We start from the raw sequence: 26469 nt of genomic DNA, 5'->3' as shown, positions 1-26469 counted from the left end.
CTGCCCCCTCTTACCGGCCGGCAAAGCTCGGTTTTCGTTTCTCGATAAAGGCCCGGACGCCTTCTTTTGCATCATCGTTCCTGAATACATCCGAGAACAGCTCAATCTCATATCGGAGTCCTTCCGCCAATGGCAGGTTCTGACCATGCACGACGGCCTTTTTAATCTTTGCGATTGCCGCCTTCGGCTTTCCGGCCAGAGTCTCGGCCCAGCGGATCGCTTCTTCGTCCGACTCGCCGGCTGGCACCACCCGATTGACCAATCCGGCCTGCAGGGCTTCGTCCGCACCAATGGAATCTCCGAACATCATCATTTCCATCGCCTTCGAACTCCCGACCAGTCTTGGCAGGCGCTGTGTGCCGCCCGCCCCCGGGAAGATGCCAAGGTTGACTTCCGGCAGCCCGAGCTTGGTGTTCTCATCACAGATTCTAAAGTCACAGGAAAGCGCCAGCTCCAGGCCCCCTCCCAACACATGTCCTTTCAGCGCGGCAATCACAGGAATCGGAAGCTGGCTCAGCTTCTCGAATGCCTGATGGAACGCGGCAGTCATCGACAAGTCCCTCGAACCGAGTTTCGGCACGAACTGCTGGATGTCCGCTCCTGCAGAAAATGCCTTCTCTCCTGATCCCTTGATCACCAGCGCACGGATGTCGTCATTACCGTAGATTTCGACCAGGCAGCCGGACATGGCCTCGATCACTTCCGGATTCAGAGGGTTGTACGGCGGCCGGTTGATCTCCATCACGGCGATATTCTGATGCACTTCAAACAACAACACGTTTTGCATCCTCTTTCACTCCCCCTTCGTACGTATAGAAGCCTTTTCCGGTTTTCTTACCGAGATCACCGGCTTCGACCATCTTCTTCAGAATCGGGCACGGGCGGTATTTCGGATCACCGAATCCTTCATAGAGGGATTCCATCGCCCACAAGGTCGTATCGATCCCTGCCATGTCGATCGTCCGTAGCGGCCCCATCTTATGGCCGTATCCGTCGATAAAGCCCTGGTCGATCTCTTCCGCCGTCCCGACACCTTCCATCAGGGCAAAGCAGGCTTCATTGACCATCGGAAGCCAGATCCGGTTCATCAAAAAGCCCGGATAATCCTTTTCGGCAGTGATCAGCCGTTTGCCGAGCTGTTCACCCAACTGCTTTGCTTTTTCATACGTCTCTTCCGACGTCTGATAGCCCTTGACCAGCTCCAGCAGGGCCATCATCGGTACGGGGCTGAAAAAGTGCATCCCGATCACTTTCTCCGGCCGCGAAGTGGCGCCGGCAATGGCCGTGATGGAAAGGGTTGATGTATTGGAGGCAAGGAGGCAATCTTCTCCCGCAAGCCGGTCAAGCTTTTCAAACACCTGTTTTTTCAGCTCGAGCTTTTCCGGTACGGCCTCTATTACCGCATCCGCCTGTTCCACTGAATCCCATTCCGAGGAAAACTGGATTCGGCTTAAAACTTCTGCGGCACTCTGTATTTTCTTCTTCGATTCAAATTTTTCCAATGAAGCAGCAATACTCGTTTTCGCTCTGTCGAGTCCTTCTTCCGAAACATCCACGATGGTGACGTCAAACCCCGCCTGTGCCGCCACCTGCCCGATTCCCGACCCCATGATGCCTCCGCCGATTACCGTGATTTTCATTTGTTTCTCCCCCATCTATCCTGAATGTCGTTTAATCAGCCAGAATCTGTTTTGCGATAATGATGCGTTGAATCTGGTTGGTGCCTTCATAGATTTGTGTGATTTTCGCATCCCGCATCATCCGTTCCACCGGATAATCCTTGATGAAGCCGTTGCCTCCCAGAAGCTGGACGGCATCCGTCGTGACTTGCATCGCGGTATCCGATGCGAAGCACTTGGCCATGGACGCATAGGCAATGACGTCCTCATCATTTTGGTCGAGCATCATAGCCGCCTTCTGGACAAGCAGGCGGGAGGCTTCGATCTTCATCGCCATGTCTGCCAAAGTGGACTGAACCATCTGGAAATGCTGGATCGGCTTTCCGAACTGTTTACGTTCCTTGACGTACTCAAGGCAATACTCATAAGCCCCTTTTGCAATGCCGGTCGCCTGTGCCCCGACGACCGGACGGGTAATATTAAAGACATTCATCAGGATCTTGAATCCTTCGCCTTCACCGCCAAGCAGATTCTCTTCAGGGACATAGACATCCTCCAGGAACAGCTCCCGGGTGACCGAACCCCGGATGCCCATCTTGTTCTCTTTCTTTCCAAAGGAAAATCCAGGTGTGCCCTTCTCTACAATGAACAGTGAAATTCCCTTAGTCCGCTCCTCGGAAGTCCTGGCAACGATGACATAGACCTCGGAATCACCGGCATTCGTAATGAAAATCTTGTGTCCGTTCAACCGGTAGCCGGCACCATCTTTCACTGCTCTGGTCTGGATACTCGACACGTCCGACCCCGCTCCCGGTTCTGTAATCCCGAACGATCCCAATACGGTGCCGGTCGCCAGCGGAACGACGTATTTCTTCTTTTGTTCTTCCGTTCCTGCCAGAAGAAACGGTGTGATGGTCAGTGCCTGTGTGGAAAGCGCGACTGATGTGGAGGCACATGCGGCTGCAATCTCTTCCACTACAGACACATGGGCAGCCGTATCAGAACCTACGCCTCCATACTCCTCCGGCACATCGATGCCGAAAAATCCGTTCTCGGCGAGCAGCCTGATATTCTCCCAAGGCGTTTCACCCTTTTCATCGACTTCCTGTGCTTTTGGGGCGATCTTCTCCCGGGCGATTTTCCGGGCCAGGTCCTTGATCATCTGGGATTGTTCGGTCATCAGCATTTTAATTTCCTCCTTTTATGTGCTTATCTCTCGTCTCGCTTTGAATACCGGCGGACGCTGTTCCAGGAATGCGCCCATTCCCTCCATAGAATCCGGATAATCAAACATCATTGAAAGCGCTCTCATTTCTTGGTTGATTAAAGAGCTGTCCTCCGTGTCTTTCCGATTGAACAGCTGTTTGGCCACCGCAAGCGCCAAGGTGCTTTTGCCGGCCAATGTTTCAGCGAGGAACCGAGCATCCTCAAGTGGGCGATCACTCACTTTTCCGATAAGACCGATGAAGCGGGCCTCCTCCGGCCGAACGAGTTTGCCCGTGAAAATCAGATCGGCCGCATGGGTTCTCCCGACCATGGTCTGAAGCCGGGTGATGGCCCCTCCTCCAGGAATCAGGCCAAGATTGATTTCAGGCATTCCATAAAGAGCGTCCGGCCCTGAAATCCGAAAGTCGCATGTCAGGATCAGTTCCAGGCCGCTTCCAAGACAGTGTCCGTTTACAACCGCTATATAGGGCTTGCCTGAATGGATAATCAGGTCCTGCAGGGCCTTTGCCTTTTCGGCAAATCCGTAAGCCTGAGAAACGGATAGACCGGTAATTTCTTTCAGATCCGCTCCGGCCAGAAATGAATCCCCTTCCGCCGTCAAAATCACAGCCCTTACTGCAGGATCCTGATTGAGTATGAGAAAAGCGGATGATAGCTCTTCAGTCAGGCTTGAATCCAGCACATTTGTATCTGCCGACTTTCTGATCGACACGGTCCCTACATGCCGGTCACGCTCAATGACCAGTTTTTCAAATGCCTCCATAGTCCCCACCTCCTCATCCCGCTCACCGCAGATTTTCCTGCTGCCTATTACTCTTGCAGGTTCCGTGCCAACTTTTTAAAGCGCGCCATCACTGCATTCTGAAATTATTTAAAGTGATAACGGTGAAATATTTCACATTGGCCGGTGAATCTTTTCACCAATGCACCAAAACAAATTAAGGCCGGTGAATTTCTTCACCGGCCTACATTCCATACTTTTTGATTTTCTTCACTAGAGTTGAATGGTCCACTTCGAGATGCCTGGCTGCTTCCCTGATCGTCTTGTATCGGTCCAGCGCCAAACGGATCATCCGTATTTCAGTCTGTTCCCGCAGCTCAGGAAGCGGAATGATTTCATCAGGGAAATACTCCTCGACCTGATTCTTGAGAAGTTCTCGGGGCAGATCCCGATCATCTATTTCAGGTCCTTCCGTCAGAATCACCAGCTGTTCCATCGTATTCTCCAGTTGCCTGACGTTGCCCGGCCAGGCATATGCAGTGAGAAGGCGGTAAGCAGCTTTAGTAAGTTCTTTATTCACAGCATACTTTTTATTGTACTTCTCCAGGAAGTGCCTGCAGAGAACCGAAATATCTTTCTTACGGTCACGGAGCGGCGGGATTTTAATCGGGATGACATTCAGACGGTAATACAGGTCCTCCCTAAACTTCCCCTCCTGAACCATTTGTTTCAGATCCCTGTTGGTGGCGGCAAGAAATCGGATATCCAGCTTTCGCGGTTTCGTTCCGCCAACTCTGGTGACTTCCCGGGTCTGGATCACCCTCAGCAGCTTGACCTGGAGGTGCAATGGAATCTCCCCGATTTCATCCAGAAGCACCGTTCCTTTATCGGCTGCTTCCAGCAAACCCGGCTTCGCACTCAGAGCGCCGGTGAATGCTCCTTTTTCATGCCCGAATAATTCGGCTTCCATCAGCGTCTCGGGAATCGCCCCACAGTTGATCTGAATATACGGGAACTCGCGCCGGTCACTGACTTTGTGAATGGTTTTGGAGACGACTTCCTTTCCGACCCCGGACTCACCAATGATCAGGATATTGGCTTCGGTCTTCGCGACTTTGGCCACTTTCTCTTTTAATTTCTTTGTCTCAAATGATGCACCAATCCACTCATCGGTTTTCAGCATCTGGAGCCTGAGCTGCTGCAGCTCGGTATAATTAATGTCTACCTGGTTGTGGTGCTCACGGTACAAGTCATCAATTCTTGAGAAACGGTGATAATTGGCCACATAGCAGATAAACTGACCGTCCTCATCATAAACCGGCTTACTCGTAATAAAGACCTCAATTCCCGTTCGGAGCTTCTGGGAAATTGTCAGCGGGTCCTTCTTTAGGATTTTCATCGATTGGCTGATGATGATTCCGTCTTCCTCCATGTCTTTTGTAGTCTTCCCAACGATTTCAGTTGTGGGTACACCGGAAATTTCCTCAACCGCTTTGTTTGCGTAGAAGATCCTCCCCTTCAAATCCGACAGCACGAAGCCATCGAAACTCTGATCGATGGCCTCCAGAAAAACCTGATCGATATCCAATATTGTGGTTTGGTGACTCATAGTTTCTCCCCCTGTCACAAGCCAAGCCCAGACATTTATCCTTATCTATCATACCAAATTTTCAGATAATTAGTTAACGGATAGCCATCACCTTTAATTAATAAGTCGTTGCTCAAGGATTATGTGCTATAAGAGAACAAACCGAAGCCCCTGTCGGACCAAAAGCTGGTCAATCTGATAAAGGATGAACACAGCATTACCGTCTCAAGGCGGACCATTGCGAAGTATAGGGAAGAGCTGAATATCCCGAGTTCGAGTGGGAGGAATGAGATTGGGGGTTGATACACCCTTTCAGATCATCACCTTCAAAAAGAGACCTTGCGGACTGCAATGTCCGCAAGGTCTCTTTGCTGAAGAATGGCCTCAAAAATATATTCAATTATTTCCTCTCCGTACTCGTTCCTCAATCTCCTTTGCCCCCTTTTTCTTATCGCATTGTTCCCTTCATTCTTTAATAATTTCATTAGGCCAAGTGAGATCTATACTATTTTCTTTGTTTCCGCTGGCTCTCCGCTTGTCGATATAATTATCGTTAAGATTCAGCGAGTATGCACCAATAGGAATTCCGGTTAATTCATTGATCCCTGATGAAAGCGAATCGATTATATCTGGATCCGGTGCCGCTTCTTCTTCCATATACAAGGTAATCCCAAATGATACGTGCTTCGCATCATAACCTGTTTCTTCTAATACTTGCCGGATTTGCTCTACAGACACTTGCGGATTTTTCAAATAGAGTTTCAAAGCATCTTCAAAAGCCAGCCCGAAGGGGCTGACGAGATAATAAACATTCGAGAAACCGCTCCCCTTTACCTTTGAAACGGCTTCAGCAGTCAAACCGGTCACAGGATTAGAGTTAACAAACCCTTCAAGAAATTGATTCAGCTTGGTGAATTGTTCCGGGTATGCTTTTGCATAAAGCCAACCATATAGTGCAATTTCCACTTGACCTTCCTGGGTCCATACATCATCCGTTCTCATTGTCCCGGTTGAAAAGTCATAAGGAACGATGGCATATGTATAGAAATGCGGGTCCGCCACCGACTCTACATAAACAGTTGCAGCATCCCGTGCACCGACAATGTTCGTAACGGTTATTTCCGTTTTGTATTTTTTCATAAAGAAAGCGGAAACTGCGTTTTCAATTTGTTCGGATGCAGCCCTTGCCGCCTTTTCAATCTCTTGATTGGCATCCCGTAATTCGTAGCCCTCGCCGGTATAATCTTGTACTCTAACGAAGTTTTCTTTTTCATAGGCATTCTGCTTATCGCTGTTTGTATTTGAAGATGTCACGTCTTGTTCTCCTCCGCCTGCTTCTAGGCCGGATCTTGAATCTGCATCTTCAACAACTTCGTCTTTTCCAGATGCAAAGTGGCTGCACCCGCCAATAACCAAGGAGGCACCAACCAGTCCGGCCAGAAACCTTTTATTGATCCCCATAGTTGAACCTCCTGTCGGACTAACATGAATTCGCTGTTTTTATTTTTCAATTAATCAGCATGGACTCCTCTTCATCTGATATCATATCGATATTTTTGCGCAACAATTCTTCGATATCACTTTCTTTATAAGCAATATCCGAAAAAGTCGTTGAATGGAACTTAATTGCTGTGCCGTTGCTGTTTTGTACATATGGATACCTCCCGAGCAGAAAGAGAAATAGTCATTTAACTATATCATTCCCAAAGAATGTAATCATTCAATCTAGGTAACAACTCATCCCTCCAGGGTAACTACTCATACTTCAAATACAAAGACCGCCCAGAAAGTCTTACTCTCCAGGCGGTCTTCCATTATTTATACTTTTTCATAGCATCCAAAACAGCTTTGTTGCGCGCTCTTTCTGAAAAACTCTTTAACAATCGTTCTTAAACGCCTGTCTTCACCCCATCAAACACCAACGACTCCAAATCACTTGGATATTCCGTAATCAGTTCTGTTCCGTTTTCCTTCAGAATGACCGTGTCCGAATGGCGGAAGCCGCCGACTTCAGGGATATAGATGCCCGGTTCCACGCAGAAAGCCATGCCAGGCTTCAGGACCAGATCATTGTCGTATCGGAGTGACGGTTCTTCGTGGAGACCAATACCGATGCCGTGGCCAGTACGGTGGTTGACATACGGTTCGAGACCCGCTTTTTCTATCACTTTGCGTGCGACTTCATTGACCTCTTTTGCCGTGACGCCGACCTTAATGAAATCGAGAGCAGCTGCCTGGGCCTCCACCGCAACTTTGAAGGCGTCTTTCTGCTTGTCCGTCGGGCGGCCGATAAAGAAGGTCCGCTCGCACTCTGCACGGTAGCCATTAAGACCGACCTGACGGCTGTGGATGATGATGTCCTGCTCTTCCAGCTGGCGGGTGTTGGAGAAAACATGCGGCATGTTGGTGCGTTCAACACCGGACGGAGACATGACGAAGTAGTCGAGCGTCGCGTTTGGATGACATTCCGCCACTTCATTGAACAAGGCATGTGTCCCGAACTGATCCATTTCAATTTCGGACATTCCGGCAGCTGCATTCTCAAGAGAATGCTTGAGCGCGAGGCTGACGAGGCGGCCGGATTCCGCGATCATGGCCATTTCCTCCTCATCCTTGACCGCCCGCATGTCTACGATTTCCTGGTCGATGCTGACCAGTTCCGCTCCGTGCTTATGTGCGATCTGCTCCAACTTCACAGAGAAGGAAGCGAACTCTGCCCCGATTACCGTACCTTTCGGGTAGCTCGATAGGATCGTGTTGAAATGCTCCGTGTAGGACTCTCCCTGCCCAGTTTTCGACTTTACTTCATGATAGACATACAGTTCATCGACATTCGTTTTCGCCTTGGCATGCTCCTCCTCAAGAGATGGAATGATCATTGTCGTTTTCTTCTTGTCCACCAGCAGCACAATCGGCCTGGAATAGGTAATTGCCTTTAATCCGCTGAAATAATACTGATTTTCAAAATTGAAGATGACCGATACATCGATTCCCTTAGCGTCCATCACTTCGCGCAATTTTTGTACCCGTTTTTCTGTATTCATTCAGATCCCGCCTTTTTTAATGTTTTATACCGTTTCCAGTTCCGGTGTTCCAGAAAGGCCGTGATTGACCACAATCTCTCCGTCCACAATGACCTGCTTGACCTTTTCAAGATGGGAGAGGCTTTCCAGCGGATTGCCCGCCACCATCAGAAGATCGGCCTTGCATCCCTTTTCAATCTTTCCGACATTTAACCCCAAAATCTCGCCGGCATTTACCGTGGCGGTTTTCAGCACAGCTTTCGTATCAGGCACCAGCTCATGCATCGCATACAGTTCGTCTTTTAATGCGTGATGGGAAGTGCCCGGCGAACCCGCGTCGGAGCCCGCCCCGACCAGGACGCCGCTCTCAAAGTATTTTCTGAATGCCGCTGCATGGACTTCTGTGATTTCCCTCGCCTTTTCCTTAGCATATGCGGGTATTTCTTTCATGGATGCAAGCTGTTGGTATACATGCAGGGTTGGGATCCATGCCGCTCCGCGTTCTTTCATCAGTTCCACCAGCTCGTCATCAAGGTAGTGCCCATGCTCGATCGTATCGATGCCGGCCAGCAGTGAGTTCCGAATGCCATCTCTTCCTATCGCATGGGAAGCCACCTTAAGCCCGAAGCGGTGCGCCTCATTAGCGATGATCTGCAGTTCCTCGAGGTTCAGCTCGGAATGGCCGACCTGTTCCCCTTCATCACGTCCGTATGCCCCACCGGTCGCACTTACCTTGATGACCTGGGCACCCTTGTAAATCTGCTCACGGACACCTTTCAGCGCTTCATCTTTCCCGTCCACAAACCGTGCCCAGAACGGGTCATGCCCGCCGGTCATCGTCAGCGTCTTCCCGCTCGCAATCACATCCGGTCCCGGAACCAGCCCTCGCCGGATGCTTTTGGCCACATGCAGCGCGATATCATCAACGGAACCGATGTCACGCACAGTGGTGATTCCATGTTCCAGGTAATGCCTGCAGTTAGACACCGCCCGAATCAGCATCTGCTCGTACCCTTCCGATTCAAGGGTTGCCACGGGATCGGCGGTGCCGTCCCACATCATGTGGATATGGAGGTCGATCAGTCCCGGCATGAGCAGATGGCCGCGTCCGTCATAGACAAGAAGCCCTTCAGGTATTTCCGAATCCTCGATCACATCCTGGATGATTCCATCCTTCACCCATACTGCCCGGTTTTCAACCAGCTCCAGCTCTTCCCCAAACAGCAGACGTACGTTAGAAATGATATATTCCACCGTCAAAACCCCTTCTCCTTACTCCATATTCAGATTCTTGTTGCCGAGCGTCAGGCTTGCCCCTTTCTTTTGTGTTGCCAGGCTTACGACAACCAGTGTGATCACAGAAAGCGGAAGCGCGAACAGCACACTGTTCCAGTCAAACGGCCGGTTGAGCACCAGCTCCCAGAACATCGTGGCCGATCCTCCGACAATAATGGAGCTCATGATGCCCGCCGTGGTCGCCTTCTTCCACAACAGCGTCGCGATGATCGCCGGTGTAATGGCCGCGCCATACATCGTATACGAGTACATCTGGATCGCCAGGACACTTGGGAAGAATTGGCCAAGCACGTATGCAAATACACCAAGTCCGAGCACGGTACCCCGGTTCAGCCAGAGCAGCTTTTGTTCCGGAAGCTCTTTTTTGCTGAAACGTTGCACGAGGTCGTACACTATATTGCCGGATGCGGAAAGCAGATAAGAAGTGGCCGTCGTGATCAGAAAAGCGACCGAAGCGCAAAGGATCAGTACGCCGATTGCAACCGGAACTCCTTCGATTGCGACAGTCAGGATTGCGGCATCCGGTGAAATGGTCGGAAACAGCACAATGGCTGTTGTCGCCATCATGATGACGAGGCTGACGACAAGCGCGTTACCTGCAATAAACCCAAGCACTGAACGCTTGGCCGTGAGCTCATCTTTTGCTGCAGCAAACCGCTGGTACATATTTTGGTCCCCCAGCACCAGCAGGAACAGAGGAAGGAAGAAGCCTAGCAGCTGCGGAATGGACAGGCCGCCGTTCCATGTCTTCGTCACTGCCGGCAGAGCCTCCGCAAGTCCGCTGAACCCTCCCGCTGCATTCAGGGCAAACGGAATCCCGATGATAAACCCGATCAGAATCAGCACCGCACCCAGCGCATCCGAATAAGCAACCGAGAAAAGCCCGCCGCTCATCGTCAGGAAAATGACCAGCGCACACATGACAATCGCTCCTACTTCAAGCGGCATCCCTGTAGTCAGCTGCAGGACATACGCGCCTCCGGTAAACTGGTAAGCAGTGATTCCGACGTAAGCCAGCAGAATAAAAACTGAAGCAATAACTCGCGTAGCTGTGCCAAATCTTTTTTCAAGCAGTTGCGGAACCGTATACATCTCACTTTGCCGGACCTTGCTGGCAATCAGGTATAAGATGAACGCACCGACAAACCCGCCGGATAAGTTAAAGATGGCCGCAAATGGACCGTATTGATAGATAAAACTGGCCCCGCCGACAACGGTGCCGGAACCGACGAAAGTCGCGAGAAGCGTCCCGATGACAATCCACAGCGGCAGGCTTCTTCCCGCCACCATGAAGTCATCACTGTTCTTGATTGAACTTTTGGCGAAGTAGACGCCGATCAGTGCCATCAGAATCAGATAAATAACGACTGCAACCAGATAGATGCTCATTCTCGTTCACCCCTTATCTTAATTATGGTCCCTTCATTACCCCAGTTAGAAAGCGCTTTCCATCCCCCTCGCAAATTACTGATAATATTGAATAATTAAATCTTATAATGTAAACAACCAAATCACCATGTGAGCCATCCACAAACATATCTAATGAATTTGTCTGTCATCAACAAAACCAGCCTTACGGGTGATCCCCATAAGACCGGTAGGCCAATACCAATAATGCGTAGATGGATGAATCTTCAAGATTAACAGGAAGCAATCCACGAATGGTTTCGAGTCTGTACTTCACTGTGTTCGGATGGATGAATAGTTCTTCACCGGTTTTCTTCAAATTAAAGAAATTGTCCAGGTAGACTCGGAGCGTCCCAACAAGATCTGTATTCCTCTCGCGGTCGTACTCGATCAGCGGCTGTAAAAGCTGGTCTGCAAAACCTTGGAACAGACTCTCCCCTTCCAGAAACACAGCCACCTTCTCAATACCCATTTGTCCCCATTCCGCGTATCCAAGCCCGTTTTTCCTACACAGCCTGAGAATAATTTCCGACTGCCCATATAAGCGGCGATAGGATGAGGCGTCCGACAGTTTCGCTCTGTCACTGATCCCCACCAGCAGATGCTCGTTTTCAGGCAGGTTCACTTTCCATAAATGAAGTGGAGTATCCGCCCTGATCAGCAGCACCAGACGATCATCACGAATCAAAGGCGGAAATAGGATGAATCGATCCGCTGACTGTTCAGCCTGCATATCCGCCCACCGGCTGTTCCTCTCCAACAATCCGGTATCATCCTGCTTGGCAGATTCGATGAGGACCACTTGATACATCTGTTCTCCCACAAGCGGAAGCTCCTGAACCAAATGGGATGCCGTCTCGCCTGACAATAGCTTATCCAGGATGCTGATGATTTCCCTGCGTTCCTGTTTGTCCGGATTATACACATCTGACATGAGAATCTTGGATGCTGTCCGAATCATTTCATCCATGAGTCCTTGTTCGGGTGCGTCCTGTTCCTGGTTGAAATGGAAAGCCATATAACCGCCAAATCCGGTATCAGAGGAAATCGGGTAAATGACCAGGCAGCCTGAACCGGAATCACCAGGCAGACGGTAAGTCTCATTTCTGATCCGCGATTCCCGAAGCTGTATGTTTGCGGATTGGATGGTCCCTGCAAGTGAGTGAACTGCTTCTCGCTTAACCTGCCGGCCCGACCACTGTTCCAACATTTCAAGGTCCGAATCCATCCAGAAGACTACATCCCCTCCCGAATACTCTCCAATCATTTCAATAATTACTCTCAGGCTTCGTCTGGACAGAATTGATTCGATCAGCAGGTTATTTAACCGGCCGACCCGTTCCCTGGCCTCGTCCCTGATTTCCTGTCGCATTCGGTTATACAGTTCAAATATCAGGTTATACGGTACTTCGGCTGGTATCAGGAAAACAGGCAGACCGTAATCATCGGCAAATCGCTTTACCTGTTCTGGAATGTCCGGATAAACTGATGTATGAAAGCCAATTGCAGACACTCCGACCTCAACCAACCAATGGAGATGATCTGTAATTTCTTCAGCGTTTTCAAACGCATGGAAGGTGGAGAGCAGCAATCCATTCTCCTGAATCCGTGAAGTCCTCTCCTTAAGCTCGATCGCGGTTACATATCGAATCTCTCGGTCATGTCCTTCATGGCCTGCTATAAGAGAAACGTCTGCTTTTTCAAGCTCATGAGCAATTTGGTCTACCGTGATCATTTGATATTGCCCCTTTTCAAACGAAATATTTTCCAACGCTTCTACTATATTTCGCTACTCGAAACTTGAACTCCTACCAAATCACCTACCCAGAAAAATTGCCCCGGAAGACATAGTTGCTTCTCCAATTTTCTGTGATTACCTCTCTATTCCTTATTTATCAACAGAGGTCAGGGCCCGAAGAAGTCCTGTCTCGAATAAACAAAAAACCGGCACGAATGCCGGTGATATGCTACCTTTCAGAAGGTATTCAGTTGTTCGCTCAGTACCCTTTGTTTTTTTTATCAATGCTTCGATACGAAACTAAGAGGAAGATTTATCTTTCGTGACTGATTGATTTCAAAAACGCACCAATAACATGTTCAAACTTAAATGGTTCAAGCAAAGGATAATTTTTTTGCGATAAATTGATGCCATATTCCGGGGCGCTTTTCTGTCCTGGTCCATCATAATTCCTGTCCACAAAAATTGGATTGGGCTCTTTCCAGACCCGTGCAGGTATCAAATAGATGTCAGGCAATCGCCCACTTTCGAATAGTAGTAAGGCTAGATAAAGATTTTCGTTCCTGATATCAAAATATACCTTCCGCATAAAAGTATAGCCCAGACTCCTGAGCGACTTGACCTGAACCTCACAAAATCGCCCATTCTGATCTTTGATGACGAAATCAATGCCCCGGTCATCCACTTCAGTCGTGAATACTTCCAGACCATACGAAGCAAACTCCATCTTCGCGAAGTACTCAGCGTATCTTCCCAATTGAAGACGATTTAGCCTTGACCAATCTGTGTTTGGCATTACAGTACCACCTACGTGTTATTAGTCTCACCGCATTTATAATTGTTGCTCTCTCTCCATATACTCTTCACGCATTTGAGAGAGGGTTTTACCCGTTTCTTTATGAATAGAAAAGTCATAGGTATTAACGCTGGACCAACCGAAAATCTCTTTCAGCCACTTTTGAAGCGAGGTTTCTTCTCCATTCACTTCAACATTTCCGCTTTCCAGCAAGATAGCCTCTTCCTCACGGCCTTTTGCAACAATGATATCGCCTTCTTTTACAACGCCCCATCCAAGCATCTCGTCGATTTTAGGCAGGTTTCTTCTGGTAATACTTTTTTTCTGTGTGCTGCTTTTGACCGTACTCTCCAGGAAGTTCACATAGTAATCCTTATTGGAGTTGACCGGCAGAATTTTATCGATGTCGATATACATCTCACCATTTAATATATAAGGAATCATTTTATAACAACTGATGTCTACATTATTACTGTTCAGCCACGCGACGGCAGATAAAGTCTGTTCGTCGAAATCGGAGGCCACCAATACGATTCTCTGCTTCTCGTTGAAATCACTTTCCGCACCGTTCTCCATCAAGAACTCCGTTAGTTTTCGTGCACCAAGCTCTGCACTCGTTAAAGTGCTGTCTTTAAATTCATGCCGATGTTTTTCAATATATGGCGCATAGATCTTGTTCACCAGATCTTCGGGATCCCCAATGGTGGCGTAGCTTGCCGCATAACGGATCGCCTGAAACTCGAAGGCTTCTCTTCTTCCTTCAATATCCTTGCGGTCTCGCTTAATCTCAACGAGTACAATGTTTCCTTTGTTATCAATAGCCGTGAGGTCACTGATGCCGCGCTGAGCGTTCCGGACTTGCTTGCCGACAATCAGCATGGACTCCTCTTCATCGCATATCATGTCGATATTCTTGCGCAGCAACTCTTCGACATCACTTTCTTTATAAGCAATATCCGAGAAAGTCGTTGAATGGAATTTAACTGCTGTGCCATTGGTGATTTTGTACATGCAGATACCTCCCGAGCAAACAAGTATAGTAGTCATTTAACTATATCATTCCCAAAGATTGTAATCATCCAATTCAGGTAACCACTTATACTTCAAACACAAAGACCGCCCGGAGTGTATGCTTCTCCAGGCGGTCTTCAGCTATCTTTTTTGGGTTACCCAAACAGCTTCTCCGTGCTCTTCTCCTTCAACTCCCCCGCCAGCTCCATAAAGAACGGCAGCGATTCCGGGTTGCTCATGGAGTCAGGGTTGATGACACGCTCAGCTTCAAACCCGAGTAGGAGCTTCCGGATCGGAACTTCGAGCTTCTTGCCGTTCAGGGTTTTCGGGATGTCGGATACTTCATAGATCCGGTCCGGTACGAAGCGCGGAGACAGTTGGTCGCGGATCTGTTTCTTGATCTGGCCTGCCAGGTTCTCGTCAAGATCGGCGCCTTCTTTCAGCACGACAAACAGCAGCAATGACGCCGTTTTCCCGATCATCTCGAGGTCGATCACGAGGCTGTCGAATACGTCATCTACGCCCGCGATGACCCGGTACAGGTCGCTCGTGCCCATCCGGACGCCGGAGCGGTTGATCGTGGAGTCGGAGCGGCCGTAGATGATGCACCGGCCTTCACAGTCGATCTTGATCCAGTCCCCGTGCTTCCAGATGCCCGGGTATGTGTCAAAGTAGCTTTCATGGTAGCGCTCGTTGTTCTGGTCCCCCCAGAAGTAGATCGGCATGCTGGGCATCGATTTGGTGATGACGAGTTCGCCCACTTCGTCGGTCAGGGCGTTGCCTTGTTCGTCGAAGGCCTCGGCCGCTACGGCCAGGCACCGTCCCTGGATTTCCCCGATGCGCACCGGGTCGATCGGGACGCCGCCGACAAAGCCTCCGGCGATATCGGTGCCGCCGCTGACCGATACGAGCCAGACATCGGATTTCACATGGTCGTATACCCAACGGTAGCTTTCCGCCGTGAGGGGCGCACCCGTAGAAAATACAGATTTCAGCTTGCTGAGATCATGCTTTTCTTTCGGGCTGACTCCCATCTTCAGGGAGCTGGCGATAAACGGCGCACTCGTGCCGAAGAACGTGATGCCGGTTTCTTCCGCCAAATCCCAGAGGATATTCATGTCCGGATACGAAGGGCTGCCGTCATAAAGGACGATGGTCGAGCCGGCCTGCCAGCTTCCGACGAGCAGGTTCCACATGATCCAGCCGGTCGAGGAAAACCAGAAGACGACATCATCCGGTCCCAAGTCGTGCTGGATGGTCATCATTTTCTTGGTTTCCAAGACGATTCCGCCGTGGCTGTGGACGATCGGCTTCGGCAGGCCCGTTGTCCCGGACGAGTAGACAATCCAGAGCGGATGGCTGAACGGGAGCCGCTCTGCGGCAAGCGGGACGTCTTCCCCCAGCAGACTGTCCCAGGGCGTGCAGTCCTCCGGCACGTCTTCCTGGATATACGGAACGAAGATTGTGTGCTGCACTGTCGGCAGCTGCTTCCTGATGTCCTCCACGTCACCGCGCTTGTCGAATTTCTTTCCATTGTAGGAGTAGCCGTCCACCGCGATCAGAACGACCGGTTCAATCTGGCCGAAACGGGTGACGACGCTGTCGGAGCCGAAGTCAGGCGCGCAGATCGACCAGACGGCACCGATGCTTGCCGTCGCCAAAAAGGCGATGGCCGCTTCCGGGATGTTCGGGAGGTACGCGGCCACCCGGTCCCCCGGCTTCACGCCCAGATCCCGGAGGTTTTTGGCGACGGATGCCACCTGCTTCTCCAGCTCCACCCAGCTGATCGACCGGGTCGGAAGAAACTCGGATCGTGCATACAGCGCGGGACGATTTGCTTCCCGGTTCGAGAATACATTCTCCGTGAAATTCAGCGATGCTCCCTGGAACCATTTGGCCTCCATCATGGAGTCGCCTTCCAGTACGGTCGTATACGATGGGTCCCCGACCACGCCGGAGTATTCCCAGACGCTCTCCCAGAACGCCTCCACCTGTTCCACCGACCACTTCCAAAGTTCCGGATAATCCCTGACTTCCACACCCTTTTCTTTCTTGAGCCAGGCCATGTAATCCCACATGACCGACTGTTCAACCCTCTGTGTGGAAGGTGTCCAAATCACCTCTCCCTGTGTGGCAGCTGTCATTTCATTTCCCCCTCAATTGCAAGTTCTGTCTCAACTTCTTCGAGTGCATCTTTTTTCGCGATGTTCTTCTGGAGCTTGAGCCTCATCAGCGTGATGATTCCGACCGTGAGCATGCCGGAAAGGATGAACATGCCCTGCTGCAGCGTGACCAGGCCGAGAATCATCGGTCCGACAAAGCCGCCCAGTGCTGCAAACGAGTTGACGAGCGCAATGCCGACAGGCGCTGTGTTTTCCGTGAAGAAGAACGTCATGTAGGCAAAGAAGCAGCCGGTGAATCCGTAAAGGCCGAACGATGTGATCGTCAGCATCAGGACGACCGGGATGACCGAAGTGGAAAGTCCGCAGCCGATGAATCCGACAATGGCTACGAGGAAGCAGACCAATAGGTGGGTCTTATGCGCTCCGGTGCGGTCCGCGCTCCATCCCATCAGCAAGATTGCCGGGATACCGACCAAAGACGGAATCATCGCGAGCCAGCCAATCTCCATATTCGTCGTCGTGCTCACAGAAAGCGATTTGATGATTGTCGGCAGCCAGAACGACAGGCCGTAGATCGCGCTGTATCCCGTGAAGTAAAGCAGGGACAGTTTCCAGACCCGCGAGTCCTTGATCATGTCGAGCTTCGATACTTTATTGATGGAGGACGAGATGTTCCGCTCTTCTTCCAACTCGCTTTCCAGCCACGTTTTTTCAGCGTCAGTGAGCCACTTGGCATCCTTCGGCCGGTTGGTCATCCAGAAGAGGACGGCCACACCCAAAATCAGAGCCGGAATCCCTTCAAGGATGAACATCCAGCGCCAGCCCTGCATTCCGGCCCAAGAGATATTGTCAATGATCCACGTGGACACCGGCGCACCGATGATGCCGCCGATCGGCAGCGCCAAGAGCAGCACAGCCGTCGCCCTTCCCCGCTCCGATGCGCGGAACCAGTATGTCAGGTAAAGGATGACCCCCGGGAAGAATCCGGCTTCCGCCACCCCGAGCAGGAAGCGGAGAATGTACAGGTGTGTTGCGGACTGGGCGAAACCGGTCAGGACGACCACAATCCCCCATGTGAGCATGATCCGCGCAATCCACAGCTTCGCGCCTACCTTGCTCATGATCATGTTGCTTGGGACTTCAAAGAAGAAATAACCGATAAAGAAGATACCCGACAGAAGCCCGAACACTTCAGCCGTCAGGGCAAGGTCGGCGTTCATCTCCAGCGCCGCATAGCCCAGGTTGACCCGGTCCAGATAAGCGATGACATAGAGGATCAGAATAAATGGCAAGATTCGTTTCATCGTTTTGGCAATGGTGCTTTTCTCAATTTCCTTGATTTCCGCCTGGTTCATGCAGGTTCCCCTCCTTGGATAAAATCTGAATGGCTAACGACAGCTTGCATGCCGTCTCACTTTGAATGCGCTTTCACAAACCTTTACAATCATCCTCCGTTCCGAAATAATGAAGAGACTACGGTCTGTATCTATTAAATTGACAGACTACGGTCTGCATGTCAATAACATTTTAATAAATATTCCGAAAGGTTTGATTAAATGAATGTCAGACAAAGACAGGGGCAAAAAACAAAAAAGAAAATCATAGAAGCAGCCATCGCCCTCTTCCATGAGCGTGGCTTCAATAATGTCACGGTCGATGAGATCGTCGCCGTCACCAACACCTCAAAAGGCGCCTTCTACAATCATTTCACCAGCAAACATGAAGTCTTCGCCGAACAGTTCAAGCAGATCGACCAGTTCTACGTCGAGCACCTGGTCCCCCAGCTCGATGCCGACCAATCGGTCATCGAACGGCTCACCCGCTTCCTCGAGCTGCAGATGAATTATCTTCAGGATGAACTTGGGTGGGACGTCACACGCACGATTTACGAGCAGGAGCTCAGTACAGAGCGATCCTCATACTTCCTCGACCCGGACCGGCCGCTCTACGATATTTTGTTCACTTTGTGCCAGGAAGGCATTGATAAAGGAGAATTCAAGGAGGGTTATAGTGCGCATGATATCGTGACCGTACTGATTCATGGAATGCGCGGAGTGCTGTACAACTGGAGCCTGAACCGCGGGAGGATTTCGCTGGCGGATGAGCAGCGGATGATGTTCGGGGCTTTATTGGATGGGTTGAGTGCAGAGTAACCATCCTTTATCACAAAAAACAACCGCCTTCCCATACAGGAAAGACGGTTGGTGTTTAGGCTGGTTTATTGAAATGAAAAAGTTTATACAACTAAACTACAGTGCTTTTAGTTTGGAACAGTAGTGCTCCCAAACTTTTTCAATTCGCCCACATACTCTTTCTTCTCAGGATACTTGTAAGTCTTGGTCTTACTTGTTTTTTTGCCCATATCTACAATAGATTCTGCCATCTTTACAGCTGCAACTACACCATCAATTACTGGAACCCCTAGTTCCTTTTCAAGGCTATCTGCAAATTCAGCCATTCCGGCGCACCCCAACAGGATAGCTTCTGCATCGTCCTCTTCCACTGCTCTTTTTCCTTCTTCTCGTAGGAGTTTCATTCCTTGCTCGGGATCTCGTTCAAAGTCAATTACACACATGGGAGTTGTTCTTACGTTAACAACCCGCTTAGCCATTCCATATGAATCGACCAGTTCCTCGATCATAGTCTTGATGCGTGGCAAAACAGTCACGACTGAGAATCTGGCTGACAAAGTAGCTGCCAAATAAAGTGACGCTTCTGCAATTCCTATTACAGGTTTATCCGTTACTTCTCTTGCTGCTTGTAAACCTGGATCACCATAGCACGCTATTACGAACGCGTCAGCACCGTCATCATTTTTGACTTCATCCAAAACACCTACAATGCTTAAATATTCATCGTAGTACGACTCAATAGAGATAGGCCCCATTTTAGGACTTACCGCTAGTATTTCAGTATCAGGCCGCGCTTTTGACTTAGCAGCGTGTTCAATACCTTTCGTCATAGCTAATGTGGTGTTTGGGTTTATCACTTTAATTTTCATAAAACTCACACCCTCCTTGATATTTTTAATTAACATCTTGAACCGCTGGTTTTGGAACTAGTTCTTTTCCAGTTATCTCTGGCTGAATGTAAATCCTACAGATCCAATACTTCATGAGCGGGTAATATAGAGCTATGGATATTACTAAAGCTGAGACAAACCCATAATCCGGAAAAAACATGACTGATAGGCCGGCCGGTATATATGCTATAACGGCTGCAGGGTTTATGTTTTTCCAATACTTGTATTGTCCGTTCACTGTATATAATTCTTCTAAATTTAGTTTCCTTTTCCTTAAAAGATAATAGTCGGCAACCATGATTCCAACAATAGGGGAAAGAGTTGCAGTGATAACCATAAGAATTTGCGGTACATAATCCCCATAGTTCCATGGTTGAATTAGCAACCCAATCACACCAGTTGTAATGGCTCCTCCAGCAAAAGAAATTTTCTTTGGAAAGAAATTTACAATAATATACCCTGGTGGCAATAGATTTGCGCTTATATTAGTAGACCATTGGGCCAAAACAATGAAAGCCAGACAAACAATGAGTAAGAACGGACTTTCTTTCCCTACGGTCTCAACCATGACGTCAATCGGGTTCCAGTTACCAGTTGCAACTCCGCTTGTCATGCCGATAAGCGTGAACAAAAGCATGGAACCAACCAACCCGAATGTATGCCCGAAAAAGCTTGATTTGTTTAACTTCCACCAGTTTGTTTCATTTGGAGAAGTATTGGTTTTCAAAAACCTCGTAAAATCAGGAGCATTCAATGTCATAGTGATGTACATTCCCATCATGACGACAGTCGCAAATCCAAACGATACTCCGCCTTCTCCCGTTAGTGAAAACAGACTTGTGAGAGTCATATCATGCTGTTTCATTATGGTTACCTGCATAACAATTCCTATTATTAAAATACTCGGAGATGCCAACCATTCAAATTTTGTAATTGCCTCGATCCCCATTGCAGTATTTATTATTTGAAGGGCCCCAAACAGTATTATTAATAGCATCAAATTAGAATATCCCGTTAGCATCTCCATGATTACGTTTAGAGCGTATGCTCCCATCCAAGTTTGAAAACCAAACCAGAAGATAGCTGGAAGTGCTCTGATAACCGCAGGGATATGGGTTCCCAAGTATCCAAAGCACGCTCTTATATAAACTGCATATGAGATTCCATACTTTGTTCCAATGTCTCCCATTAGGGTTAGCAGACCAGCAACAATCAAGTTACCCAAAAGACAAGCAAGTATAATACTAGTTGGTGACAGTGCTGGGTAGAGTTGGGCTGCTGAAACGAATGTAACTAGTTGAACAGCGATACCAATCCATAACATTAAGAAACCAAGAGAAGTGATATTTCTTTCGCTGGGTTTTGAAGGCATTATATCCTTACCTGTTAAACTGATTCCTTTTCCTTTCTTATCCAATACAGACCCCCCGATCTTTCTGTCTTGAGACGACAATGAAAGCAAATCATACTCCTGCTCCTGAAACCATGACTTAGTAAGGTTCACGGTAACCCTCTACATCCAGCCAAACATATCAATATCAAGGTTTTAGATTTTAAATCAGCTCCCATCCACCATATTCAAGCTATACCAGCGTCTTCTCTTTCATTCAACAAAACTTTGGCAACGGCCAGAAGGGTTTCTGTACCTTTGGCTATATCCTCAGCATCCGCCCATTCCTCCGGTTGATGGCTGACGCCTTTTTTGCAACGGACAAAAATCATTCCAACATCAGTCAGTTCGGTCATCAGCATGGCATCATGTCCTGCACCGCTTACCATCTTTTTAGGAGGGAGCCCCATATCTTTCATAGCTTCCAATAAATAAGAAGTGAGTCTTGGACTGCATGAAACCGGGGGAACACGCATTCCTTCTTCGATGTTCCAGTCGATTGCTCTTTCTTTGCACACTTCCTGTATTTTGTTGACGATACTTTTAAACAGGCCTTCTCTCCGATCCAGGTCAATGTCACGCAAGTCCAGCGTAAATCTCACCTTGGCGGGAATAATATTACTCCCTCCCGGAATGGATTCCAGTATCCCCACTGTTCCCACAGTTTCTTTTGCCTCCGGCATGTTGCACAGTTTTTCTATATACAGAATGATTTCAGAAGCCGCAGGGACCGGGTCTCTCCTCAGATGCATGGGAACGGTACCTGCATGACCTGCTTCTCCTTCCAAAGTGATAGTCATCCAATGAGGTCCTGCGATATCGGTGACGACTGCAATCGGAAGTTCCTCCGCTTCAAGATAAGGGCCCTGCTCGATATGCATTTCCAGATAAGCATGAACTTCACCCTGCTTCAGTACTGAGTGAGCCATGTTTTCCGGCTGGATCTGATCAGAGAAGTTTTTGAGAGCCTCAAGACGGGTGATGCCTTTTTCATCTAGTTTTATCAAGTCCGATTCATTTAGCTTACCGGCCACTCCACGACTTCCAAATAGCCCGTCATTAAATCTGGAACCCTCTTCTTCACAAAATGCGATAATTTCCAATGGGCGTGCATGTGAAAACCCTTCCTCCCGAAGGGTTTGGGCGACTTCTATGCCGCCCAGCACCCCAATTACTCCATCGAATTTCCCTCCGTTTTTAACGGTATCAATATGCGAACCGATGACGACTGGGGGGATTTCAGGATGGTTCCCTTCAAGCCGTCCTATCAGGTTACCGAAATGATCGTATCGGACGTTCATACCGAGTTCCTTCATCCACCCAATGACGAGCTGATGTCCTTGCTTATCTTCTGGACTCAGTGCCCGGCGGGTGACCCCGCCGGACGGGGTTTTTCCGATTTCCCCTAAGTCCATGATGCGCTTTTGCAGACGCTCTACATTAATTCCCTGTGATAGTTTCATGCCCCGTCCCCCGATTTACAACAAGCGATTTTCTAAGTTGCAAGGTCGCTTCTTCGTCTATGCAGAATTGTTCATTGATAATTACTCCGTACTCGGTTTTCGCCTGTTCCCTCGTGATATAGTCATCGAGCACATCGTTCAGCACTTGTTCTGGGGAGCGTTCAATCGGGTTACCATAGCCTCCTCCGCATGGTCCGGTCATTCTGAGCGCACTGTCCTTCGTGACCCTCGTATTCGGAATTTTTGATGGGAGTTCTCTCTCTGATCCGTCCGGATAACGAATGGTTAGTTCACCAACTTTACCATCCCTACCACCTGCAAATCCCCAAGGCTCGTATTTATGGCCATCTCCTTCAACGGAGAAGCTACCTTCTTCAAGGAAAGTGATTTCACGGATAGAGCCAATGCCGCCCCGCCATTTTCCGGGCGCACATGCATGGTTTCTTAGTTCATACTTGGAAACGCGAAGTGGATAGTGGGATTCAATATCCTCGATCGGATTGTTCCGTGTATTGGCATATAACGTGTCAACTGCATCCATCGCATCTTTCCCATAGCGTCCGCCATAACTGCCTTCAAAGATATCCATATACACCCAGTAGTCCTTGCCCCGTTTTCCGCTCATGGCCAGTACATGCAGGTTGCCGACTCCGGCACTTACTTGCTTTGGCACGACTTGCGCCAAAGCTCTCATCAAGGTATCTGCAATCATATTGCCCGAACAGAAGCGCGCAATGGTAGGCGCCGGGAACACTGGATTACAGATCGTCCCTTCCGGTGCGATAATCTGGACTGGTCGAGTCAGTCCGGTATTCTGCGGGAAGTTACCGAACTCTGTAGAATCCAGCAAGATGGAACGCAATGTCAGATATATGGCGATATCAACGGTTCCCTTAAGCGGCATGTTGATAGGTTTGTTATCCGCTTGAGGAGCTGTGCCCGTCAAGTCGACAGTCAGCTCATCACCTTTTACTTTGAGTGTAACCGCTACTTTCAAGTCTTTTTCGCTAGCCAACTCACTATCCAGATAGCCGTCCATAAATCCTTCAGCATAATACTCCCCGTCCGGCAATTTGCTGATAGAGCTTCTCATCATATTTTCCGAGTAATTCGTGAGACCTTCGGCTGTTGCCTGTACAGTTTCCAGTCCGTATTTATTAACAATTTCAAGGTAGCGTTCTGCACCAATCCGTGCTGCGGCAATTTGAGCTTCAATATCCCCTACGACGATGTCAGAGCTTCTAATATTGTCCCGCAGAACATTCCAGATAAACTCGTTTTTCTTCCCCTTCTCATAGACTTTGATCGCTTTGAACTGAAGACCCTCCGCATAGGCATCCACCGCGTCGACAATGCCGCAGCTGCCCGGTGTAGATGCGCCGACATCGAGATGGTGAGCAGTCGTAACGGAAAAACCAATCAGTTTCTTGTCAAGGAATACCGGCACACAGATTCCGAAGTCCGGTCCGTGGGAAGCGCCGTGGTAGGTTGAATTGTGGAGAATGACATCCCCTGGCTCAAAACGATCTCCCCGTTCCTCCATGATCTGACGGATCCCTTCGACATAGCCCGGAATCGGCCCTGACTGAAGTGGCGTGCTATGCGAAGACTCACAAAGCTGCTGACCCTCCAGATCGACAAGAGCACAACCGAAGTCTTCGGATTCCCTGATGATGCTGGAGTACGACATCCGGGCAAGTTTATGACCCATTTCAATTGCTGCATTCTCCAATGCGCCCAGTACAACCTGCATGGTAACTGGATCAATGACACTTTTAATTTGCATGGTCATTCCTGTTCACCAACCTTTACAATCAGATTTCCGTATTCCTCGAGGTAGAATGTATTTCCAGGCGGGATGACAGTAGTCGTGTCCTTCTGGAATATAATTGCCGGACCTTCGATCTTCACATCTATCGGCAGCAGTTCCCGCTGATAGTGATGAGTCGGTATTGGCTTAAGCTCACCTTCGTGACGGAAGATAACATTCTCAGTTTTCACAATCGCCTTTTCAACGGTTGAATCCTGATCAATCATTTCCTTCTCCAGCTTTGGCATTTCTCCAGAGCCTGTTACGCGGATGTTGACAATCTCAATCGGCGTCTCTTTAAAGGAATGACCATACTCACTTTCGTGCATTTCGTGGAACAGGTCGAATGTTTTCGCGATGCTCTTCGCATCAAGATCTTCAGACGGCATTGGAACCCTGAGTTCATAACCTTGGCCGATGTAGCGGCATTCCGCAAATCGTTGCATGGAGATTTTTTCTTCAGAAATCTGATCTTCCTTGAGTTGACGGGTGAGGTCTTCTTCAAGGGCCCGCAGATCTTGGTTCAGCTCCGGAATATTCAGGAACGTACTCAGCATGAATTCGGTTTTGATTACGTCATATTTCAAGTCCGTCGTCAGCAGACCGCTTGCCGAGTTGATGCCCGGATATAGCGGAATAATAATCTCCGGAATCTTCAGCTCCCGGGCAACATCAACGGCATGGAGCGGACCGGCACCGCCGAAAGCGACAAGGGAGAACTCGCGCGGGTCTGCCCCTCTTTGAATTGTCTTTTCACGGATTGCATTCGCCATATTGTTGTTGAGGATTCGAAGAATACCTTCTGCCGCCTCTTCTTTCGACATCCCAAGTTGCTCCGCAAGTTCGCCGATGACTCGGTGGGCTTCGGATACATGGAGTACCATCTCGCCTGCAAGGAAGTTCTCTTCATCCAGTCGGCCCAAAACGACATTGGCATCACTTACAGTAGGCAAGTTCCCTCCATGCCCATAGCACGCAGGTCCCGGGACCGAACCTGCACTTTTCGGGCCGACCTTAAAGAGGCCGCCTTCATCCACATATGCGATACTTCCGCCGCCGGCGCCAATTGTCTGGATGTCAATCATCGGTACCGTTACAGGGAAACCTGCAATCCACGTATCCCTCGCCGACGCCTCGGCAAAACCCTGCTCGGTGATGATGCCGATATCTGCACTCGTCCCACCGATATCGAATGTAATCAATTTGTTCAGATTGGACAGTCCTCCCGCATAAGCACCGCCAAGTACACCCGCAGCAGGTCCCGACAAGAGAGTATTGACCGGCTTTTGAGAGATTGTCTCTGGAGTCGCAACCCCACCGTTTGAGCACATGATATGAAGATCAGCAGTTATATTGGCATTTTCCAATCCATTGGAAAGATTATTGATATAGTTTTTCACTTTAGGGCCGATGAAACCATTTAACGAAGCAGTTGTAAATCGTTCAAACTCCCTGAATTGAGGCGAGACATCTGATGAACTTGTAATGAAGGCTTCCGGATATTCTTCCTTTACAATCTCAACTACACGCTGTTCATGCTCAGGATTAATGTAAGAGAACAGAAAACCAATGATAATGGAATCTACACCCTCATCCTTCAATTCCTTGACTGCTGTCCGGACTTCAGTTTCATTCAGTTCTTCAATAACCTGACCTTTCTCCGGACCCATCCGTTCGGTGACTGTTTTTCGGTGGCGACGCTTCACTAGTGCCCTGTCCTGCCACGGAATATCCTGCATGATCGAATAGTTCTCTGGGCGTTGGTGACGACCAATGTGCAGGATATCTTTATAATTTTTGGTTGTCAGCATGCCAGTCTTTGCACCATCAAATTCTAAAATTGCATTTGTTCCTATTGTTGTGCCATGAAAAACATGGTCAACTTCACTGACATCAATATTGAACTGGTCAGCCAACTCCAAAATGCCATTGATTACCCCGATGGATGGATCCTCCAGTGTGGTGGGCAACTTATGAATATGGGTATGCTTTTTTTCTGTGTCATTGAAGAAGACGTCTGTAAATGTTCCTCCAACATCAACGCCAAACAGCTTCATTAATAATTTCCTCCTTTTTATGTTTCTGCCTTAACTAGTAGCAAGATTCATGCCAAATAAAAAAACTGATAACGGCACGGTTATCAGGAATTTTTGGAGAGTTTATTTGCACAACAGAAAGTTAACTTTATATATAAAATCTTCTGAATACAATAATTGCATGGTTTCAGTAGTTTTG

At 48.9% G+C, this 26469-nt stretch carries 20 protein-coding genes and 1 pseudogene; 2 read left to right on the top strand and 19 right to left on the bottom strand.

Translation table 11 applies throughout. From position 1 onward, the window contains the following. Window positions 1-10: 10 nt before the first annotated feature. The 5 genes from DZC51_RS12060 to DZC51_RS12040 form a co-directional block, all read right to left on the bottom strand. Window positions 11-787, bottom strand: coding sequence for an enoyl-CoA hydratase/isomerase family protein (locus DZC51_RS12060; protein ID WP_157296239.1), 777 nt, complete (start codon window positions 785-787; stop codon window positions 11-13). Next, window positions 765-1640, bottom strand: a complete 876-nt coding sequence (locus DZC51_RS12055; protein ID WP_157296238.1) for a 3-hydroxyacyl-CoA dehydrogenase family protein — start codon at window positions 1638-1640, stop codon at window positions 765-767. The genes DZC51_RS12060 and DZC51_RS12055 overlap by 23 nt, the downstream gene beginning before the upstream one ends. A 31-nt stretch (window positions 1641-1671) precedes the next feature. After that, complete coding sequence (locus tag DZC51_RS12050; protein ID WP_157296283.1) at window positions 1672-2811, bottom strand: acyl-CoA dehydrogenase family protein; 1140 nt, start codon at window positions 2809-2811, stop codon at window positions 1672-1674. Between the two features lie 9 nt (window positions 2812-2820). Further along, window positions 2821-3609 (bottom strand): enoyl-CoA hydratase/isomerase family protein, encoded by a 789-nt coding sequence (locus tag DZC51_RS12045; RefSeq protein ID WP_157296237.1) that lies wholly within the window; start codon window positions 3607-3609, stop codon window positions 2821-2823. Window positions 3610-3811: 202 nt separating this feature from the next. After that, window positions 3812-5176, bottom strand: a complete 1365-nt coding sequence (locus DZC51_RS12040; RefSeq protein WP_157296236.1) for a sigma-54 interaction domain-containing protein — start codon at window positions 5174-5176, stop codon at window positions 3812-3814. 132 nt (window positions 5177-5308) lie between these two features. On the opposite strand from DZC51_RS12040, the pseudogene DZC51_RS12035 reads away from it, so the two are divergent. Continuing rightward, window positions 5309-5458 (top strand): annotated as a pseudogene (locus tag DZC51_RS12035) (RNA polymerase factor sigma-54); the annotation flags it as partial. A gap of 162 nt (window positions 5459-5620) precedes the next feature. Here the strand turns inward: DZC51_RS12035 and DZC51_RS12030 are convergent. The 9 genes from DZC51_RS12030 to DZC51_RS11990 form a co-directional block, all read right to left on the bottom strand. After that, entirely contained in the window at window positions 5621-6616 is a 996-nt protein-coding gene (locus DZC51_RS12030) for a DUF1672 family protein (protein WP_157296235.1), read from the bottom strand. Between the two features lie 428 nt (window positions 6617-7044). Then, on the bottom strand, window positions 7045-8199 hold the full coding sequence (locus DZC51_RS12025; RefSeq protein WP_157296234.1) for a M24 family metallopeptidase: 1155 nt from the start codon (window positions 8197-8199) through the stop codon (window positions 7045-7047). A gap of 24 nt (window positions 8200-8223) precedes the next feature. After that, complete coding sequence (locus DZC51_RS12020) at window positions 8224-9432, bottom strand: metal-dependent hydrolase family protein (RefSeq protein ID WP_232524133.1); 1209 nt, start codon at window positions 9430-9432, stop codon at window positions 8224-8226. An 18-nt stretch (window positions 9433-9450) separates the two neighbouring features. Continuing rightward, on the bottom strand, window positions 9451-10863 hold the full coding sequence (locus tag DZC51_RS12015; RefSeq protein ID WP_157296232.1) for a sodium:solute symporter family protein: 1413 nt from the start codon (window positions 10861-10863) through the stop codon (window positions 9451-9453). Between the two features lie 184 nt (window positions 10864-11047). Then, a complete protein-coding gene (locus DZC51_RS12010) occupies window positions 11048-12616 on the bottom strand; it encodes a PucR family transcriptional regulator (RefSeq protein ID WP_157296231.1) in 1569 nt (522 codons plus the stop codon). Between the two features lie 316 nt (window positions 12617-12932). Then, window positions 12933-13415, bottom strand: coding sequence for a DUF4365 domain-containing protein (locus DZC51_RS12005; protein ID WP_157296230.1), 483 nt, complete (start codon window positions 13413-13415; stop codon window positions 12933-12935). Between the two features lie 36 nt (window positions 13416-13451). Continuing rightward, window positions 13452-14426, bottom strand: coding sequence for a PDDEXK family nuclease (locus DZC51_RS12000; RefSeq protein WP_157296229.1), 975 nt, complete (start codon window positions 14424-14426; stop codon window positions 13452-13454). A gap of 155 nt (window positions 14427-14581) precedes the next feature. Next, the gene (locus DZC51_RS11995) at window positions 14582-16570 is read right to left on the bottom strand and encodes an acetoacetate--CoA ligase (protein ID WP_157296228.1); all 1989 of its coding nucleotides are present in this window, start codon (window positions 16568-16570) and stop codon (window positions 14582-14584) included. Then, window positions 16567-17904, bottom strand: coding sequence for an MFS transporter (locus DZC51_RS11990; RefSeq protein ID WP_157296227.1), 1338 nt, complete (start codon window positions 17902-17904; stop codon window positions 16567-16569). Before DZC51_RS11990 ends, DZC51_RS11995 begins: the two co-directional genes overlap by 4 nt. 201 nt (window positions 17905-18105) lie before the next feature. Between DZC51_RS11990 and DZC51_RS11985 the strand changes: the two genes are divergently transcribed. Beyond that, window positions 18106-18702, top strand: a complete 597-nt coding sequence (locus DZC51_RS11985) for a TetR/AcrR family transcriptional regulator (protein WP_157296226.1) — start codon at window positions 18106-18108, stop codon at window positions 18700-18702. Window positions 18703-18809: 107 nt separating this feature from the next. Here DZC51_RS11985 and DZC51_RS11980 read toward each other — a convergent pair whose 3' ends face one another. The 5 genes from DZC51_RS11980 to DZC51_RS11960 all read right to left on the bottom strand — a co-directional run bounded on the left by DZC51_RS11980 (window position 18810) and on the right by DZC51_RS11960 (window position 26291). Continuing rightward, window positions 18810-19550 (bottom strand): aspartate/glutamate racemase family protein, encoded by a 741-nt coding sequence (locus DZC51_RS11980; RefSeq protein WP_157296225.1) that lies wholly within the window; start codon window positions 19548-19550, stop codon window positions 18810-18812. Window positions 19551-19575: 25 nt separating this feature from the next. After that, a complete protein-coding gene (gene ncs1, locus DZC51_RS11975) occupies window positions 19576-20988 on the bottom strand; it encodes an NCS1 family nucleobase:cation symporter (protein WP_157296224.1) in 1413 nt (470 codons plus the stop codon). Between the two features lie 161 nt (window positions 20989-21149). After that, window positions 21150-22424, bottom strand: a complete 1275-nt coding sequence (locus tag DZC51_RS11970) for a M20 family metallo-hydrolase (RefSeq protein ID WP_157296223.1) — start codon at window positions 22422-22424, stop codon at window positions 21150-21152. Then, window positions 22402-24216, bottom strand: coding sequence for a hydantoinase B/oxoprolinase family protein (locus DZC51_RS11965; protein ID WP_198304118.1), 1815 nt, complete (start codon window positions 24214-24216; stop codon window positions 22402-22404). Before DZC51_RS11965 ends, DZC51_RS11970 begins: the two co-directional genes overlap by 23 nt. Next, on the bottom strand, window positions 24213-26291 hold the full coding sequence (locus tag DZC51_RS11960) for a hydantoinase/oxoprolinase family protein (protein ID WP_157296222.1): 2079 nt from the start codon (window positions 26289-26291) through the stop codon (window positions 24213-24215). Before DZC51_RS11960 ends, DZC51_RS11965 begins: the two co-directional genes overlap by 4 nt. Window positions 26292-26469: the final 178 nt, after the last annotated feature.

Source organism: Bhargavaea sp. CC-171006, from assembly GCF_009761675.1.
GTDB classification, from domain to species: Bacteria; Bacillota; Bacilli; order Bacillales_A; family Planococcaceae; genus Bhargavaea; species Bhargavaea changchunensis.
The sequence above is the reverse complement of the archived record's forward strand: the minus strand, read 5'-3'. Positions and strand labels throughout refer to the sequence as shown.

Coding starts and splice junctions, on each gene's coding strand:
- DZC51_RS12060 (WP_157296239.1), bottom strand. CDS start 787: ATGCAAAACGTGTTGTTGTTTGAAGTGCATCAGAATATCGCCGTGATG.
- DZC51_RS12055 (WP_157296238.1), bottom strand. CDS start 1,640: ATGAAAATCACGGTAATCGGCGGAGGCATCATGGGGTCGGGAATCGGG.
- DZC51_RS12045 (WP_157296237.1), bottom strand. CDS start 3,609: ATGGAGGCATTTGAAAAACTGGTCATTGAGCGTGACCGGCATGTAGGG.
- DZC51_RS12040 (WP_157296236.1), bottom strand. CDS start 5,176: ATGAGTCACCAAACCACAATATTGGATATCGATCAGGTTTTTCTGGAG.
- DZC51_RS12030 (WP_157296235.1), bottom strand. CDS start 6,616: ATGGGGATCAATAAAAGGTTTCTGGCCGGACTGGTTGGTGCCTCCTTG.
- DZC51_RS12025 (WP_157296234.1), bottom strand. CDS start 8,199: ATGAATACAGAAAAACGGGTACAAAAATTGCGCGAAGTGATGGACGCT.
- DZC51_RS12015 (WP_157296232.1), bottom strand. CDS start 10,863: ATGAGCATCTATCTGGTTGCAGTCGTTATTTATCTGATTCTGATGGCA.
- DZC51_RS12010 (WP_157296231.1), bottom strand. CDS start 12,616: ATGATCACGGTAGACCAAATTGCTCATGAGCTTGAAAAAGCAGACGTT.
- DZC51_RS12005 (WP_157296230.1), bottom strand. CDS start 13,415: ATGCCAAACACAGATTGGTCAAGGCTAAATCGTCTTCAATTGGGAAGA.
- DZC51_RS12000 (WP_157296229.1), bottom strand. CDS start 14,426: ATGTACAAAATCACCAATGGCACAGCAGTTAAATTCCATTCAACGACT.
- DZC51_RS11995 (WP_157296228.1), bottom strand. CDS start 16,570: ATGACAGCTGCCACACAGGGAGAGGTGATTTGGACACCTTCCACACAG.
- DZC51_RS11990 (WP_157296227.1), bottom strand. CDS start 17,904: ATGAACCAGGCGGAAATCAAGGAAATTGAGAAAAGCACCATTGCCAAA.
- DZC51_RS11985 (WP_157296226.1), top strand. CDS start 18,106: ATGAATGTCAGACAAAGACAGGGGCAAAAAACAAAAAAGAAAATCATA.
- DZC51_RS11980 (WP_157296225.1), bottom strand. CDS start 19,550: ATGAAAATTAAAGTGATAAACCCAAACACCACATTAGCTATGACGAAA.
- DZC51_RS11970 (WP_157296223.1), bottom strand. CDS start 22,424: ATGAAACTATCACAGGGAATTAATGTAGAGCGTCTGCAAAAGCGCATC.
- DZC51_RS11965 (WP_198304118.1), bottom strand. CDS start 24,216: ATGACCATGCAAATTAAAAGTGTCATTGATCCAGTTACCATGCAGGTT.
- DZC51_RS11960 (WP_157296222.1), bottom strand. CDS start 26,291: ATGAAGCTGTTTGGCGTTGATGTTGGAGGAACATTTACAGACGTCTTC.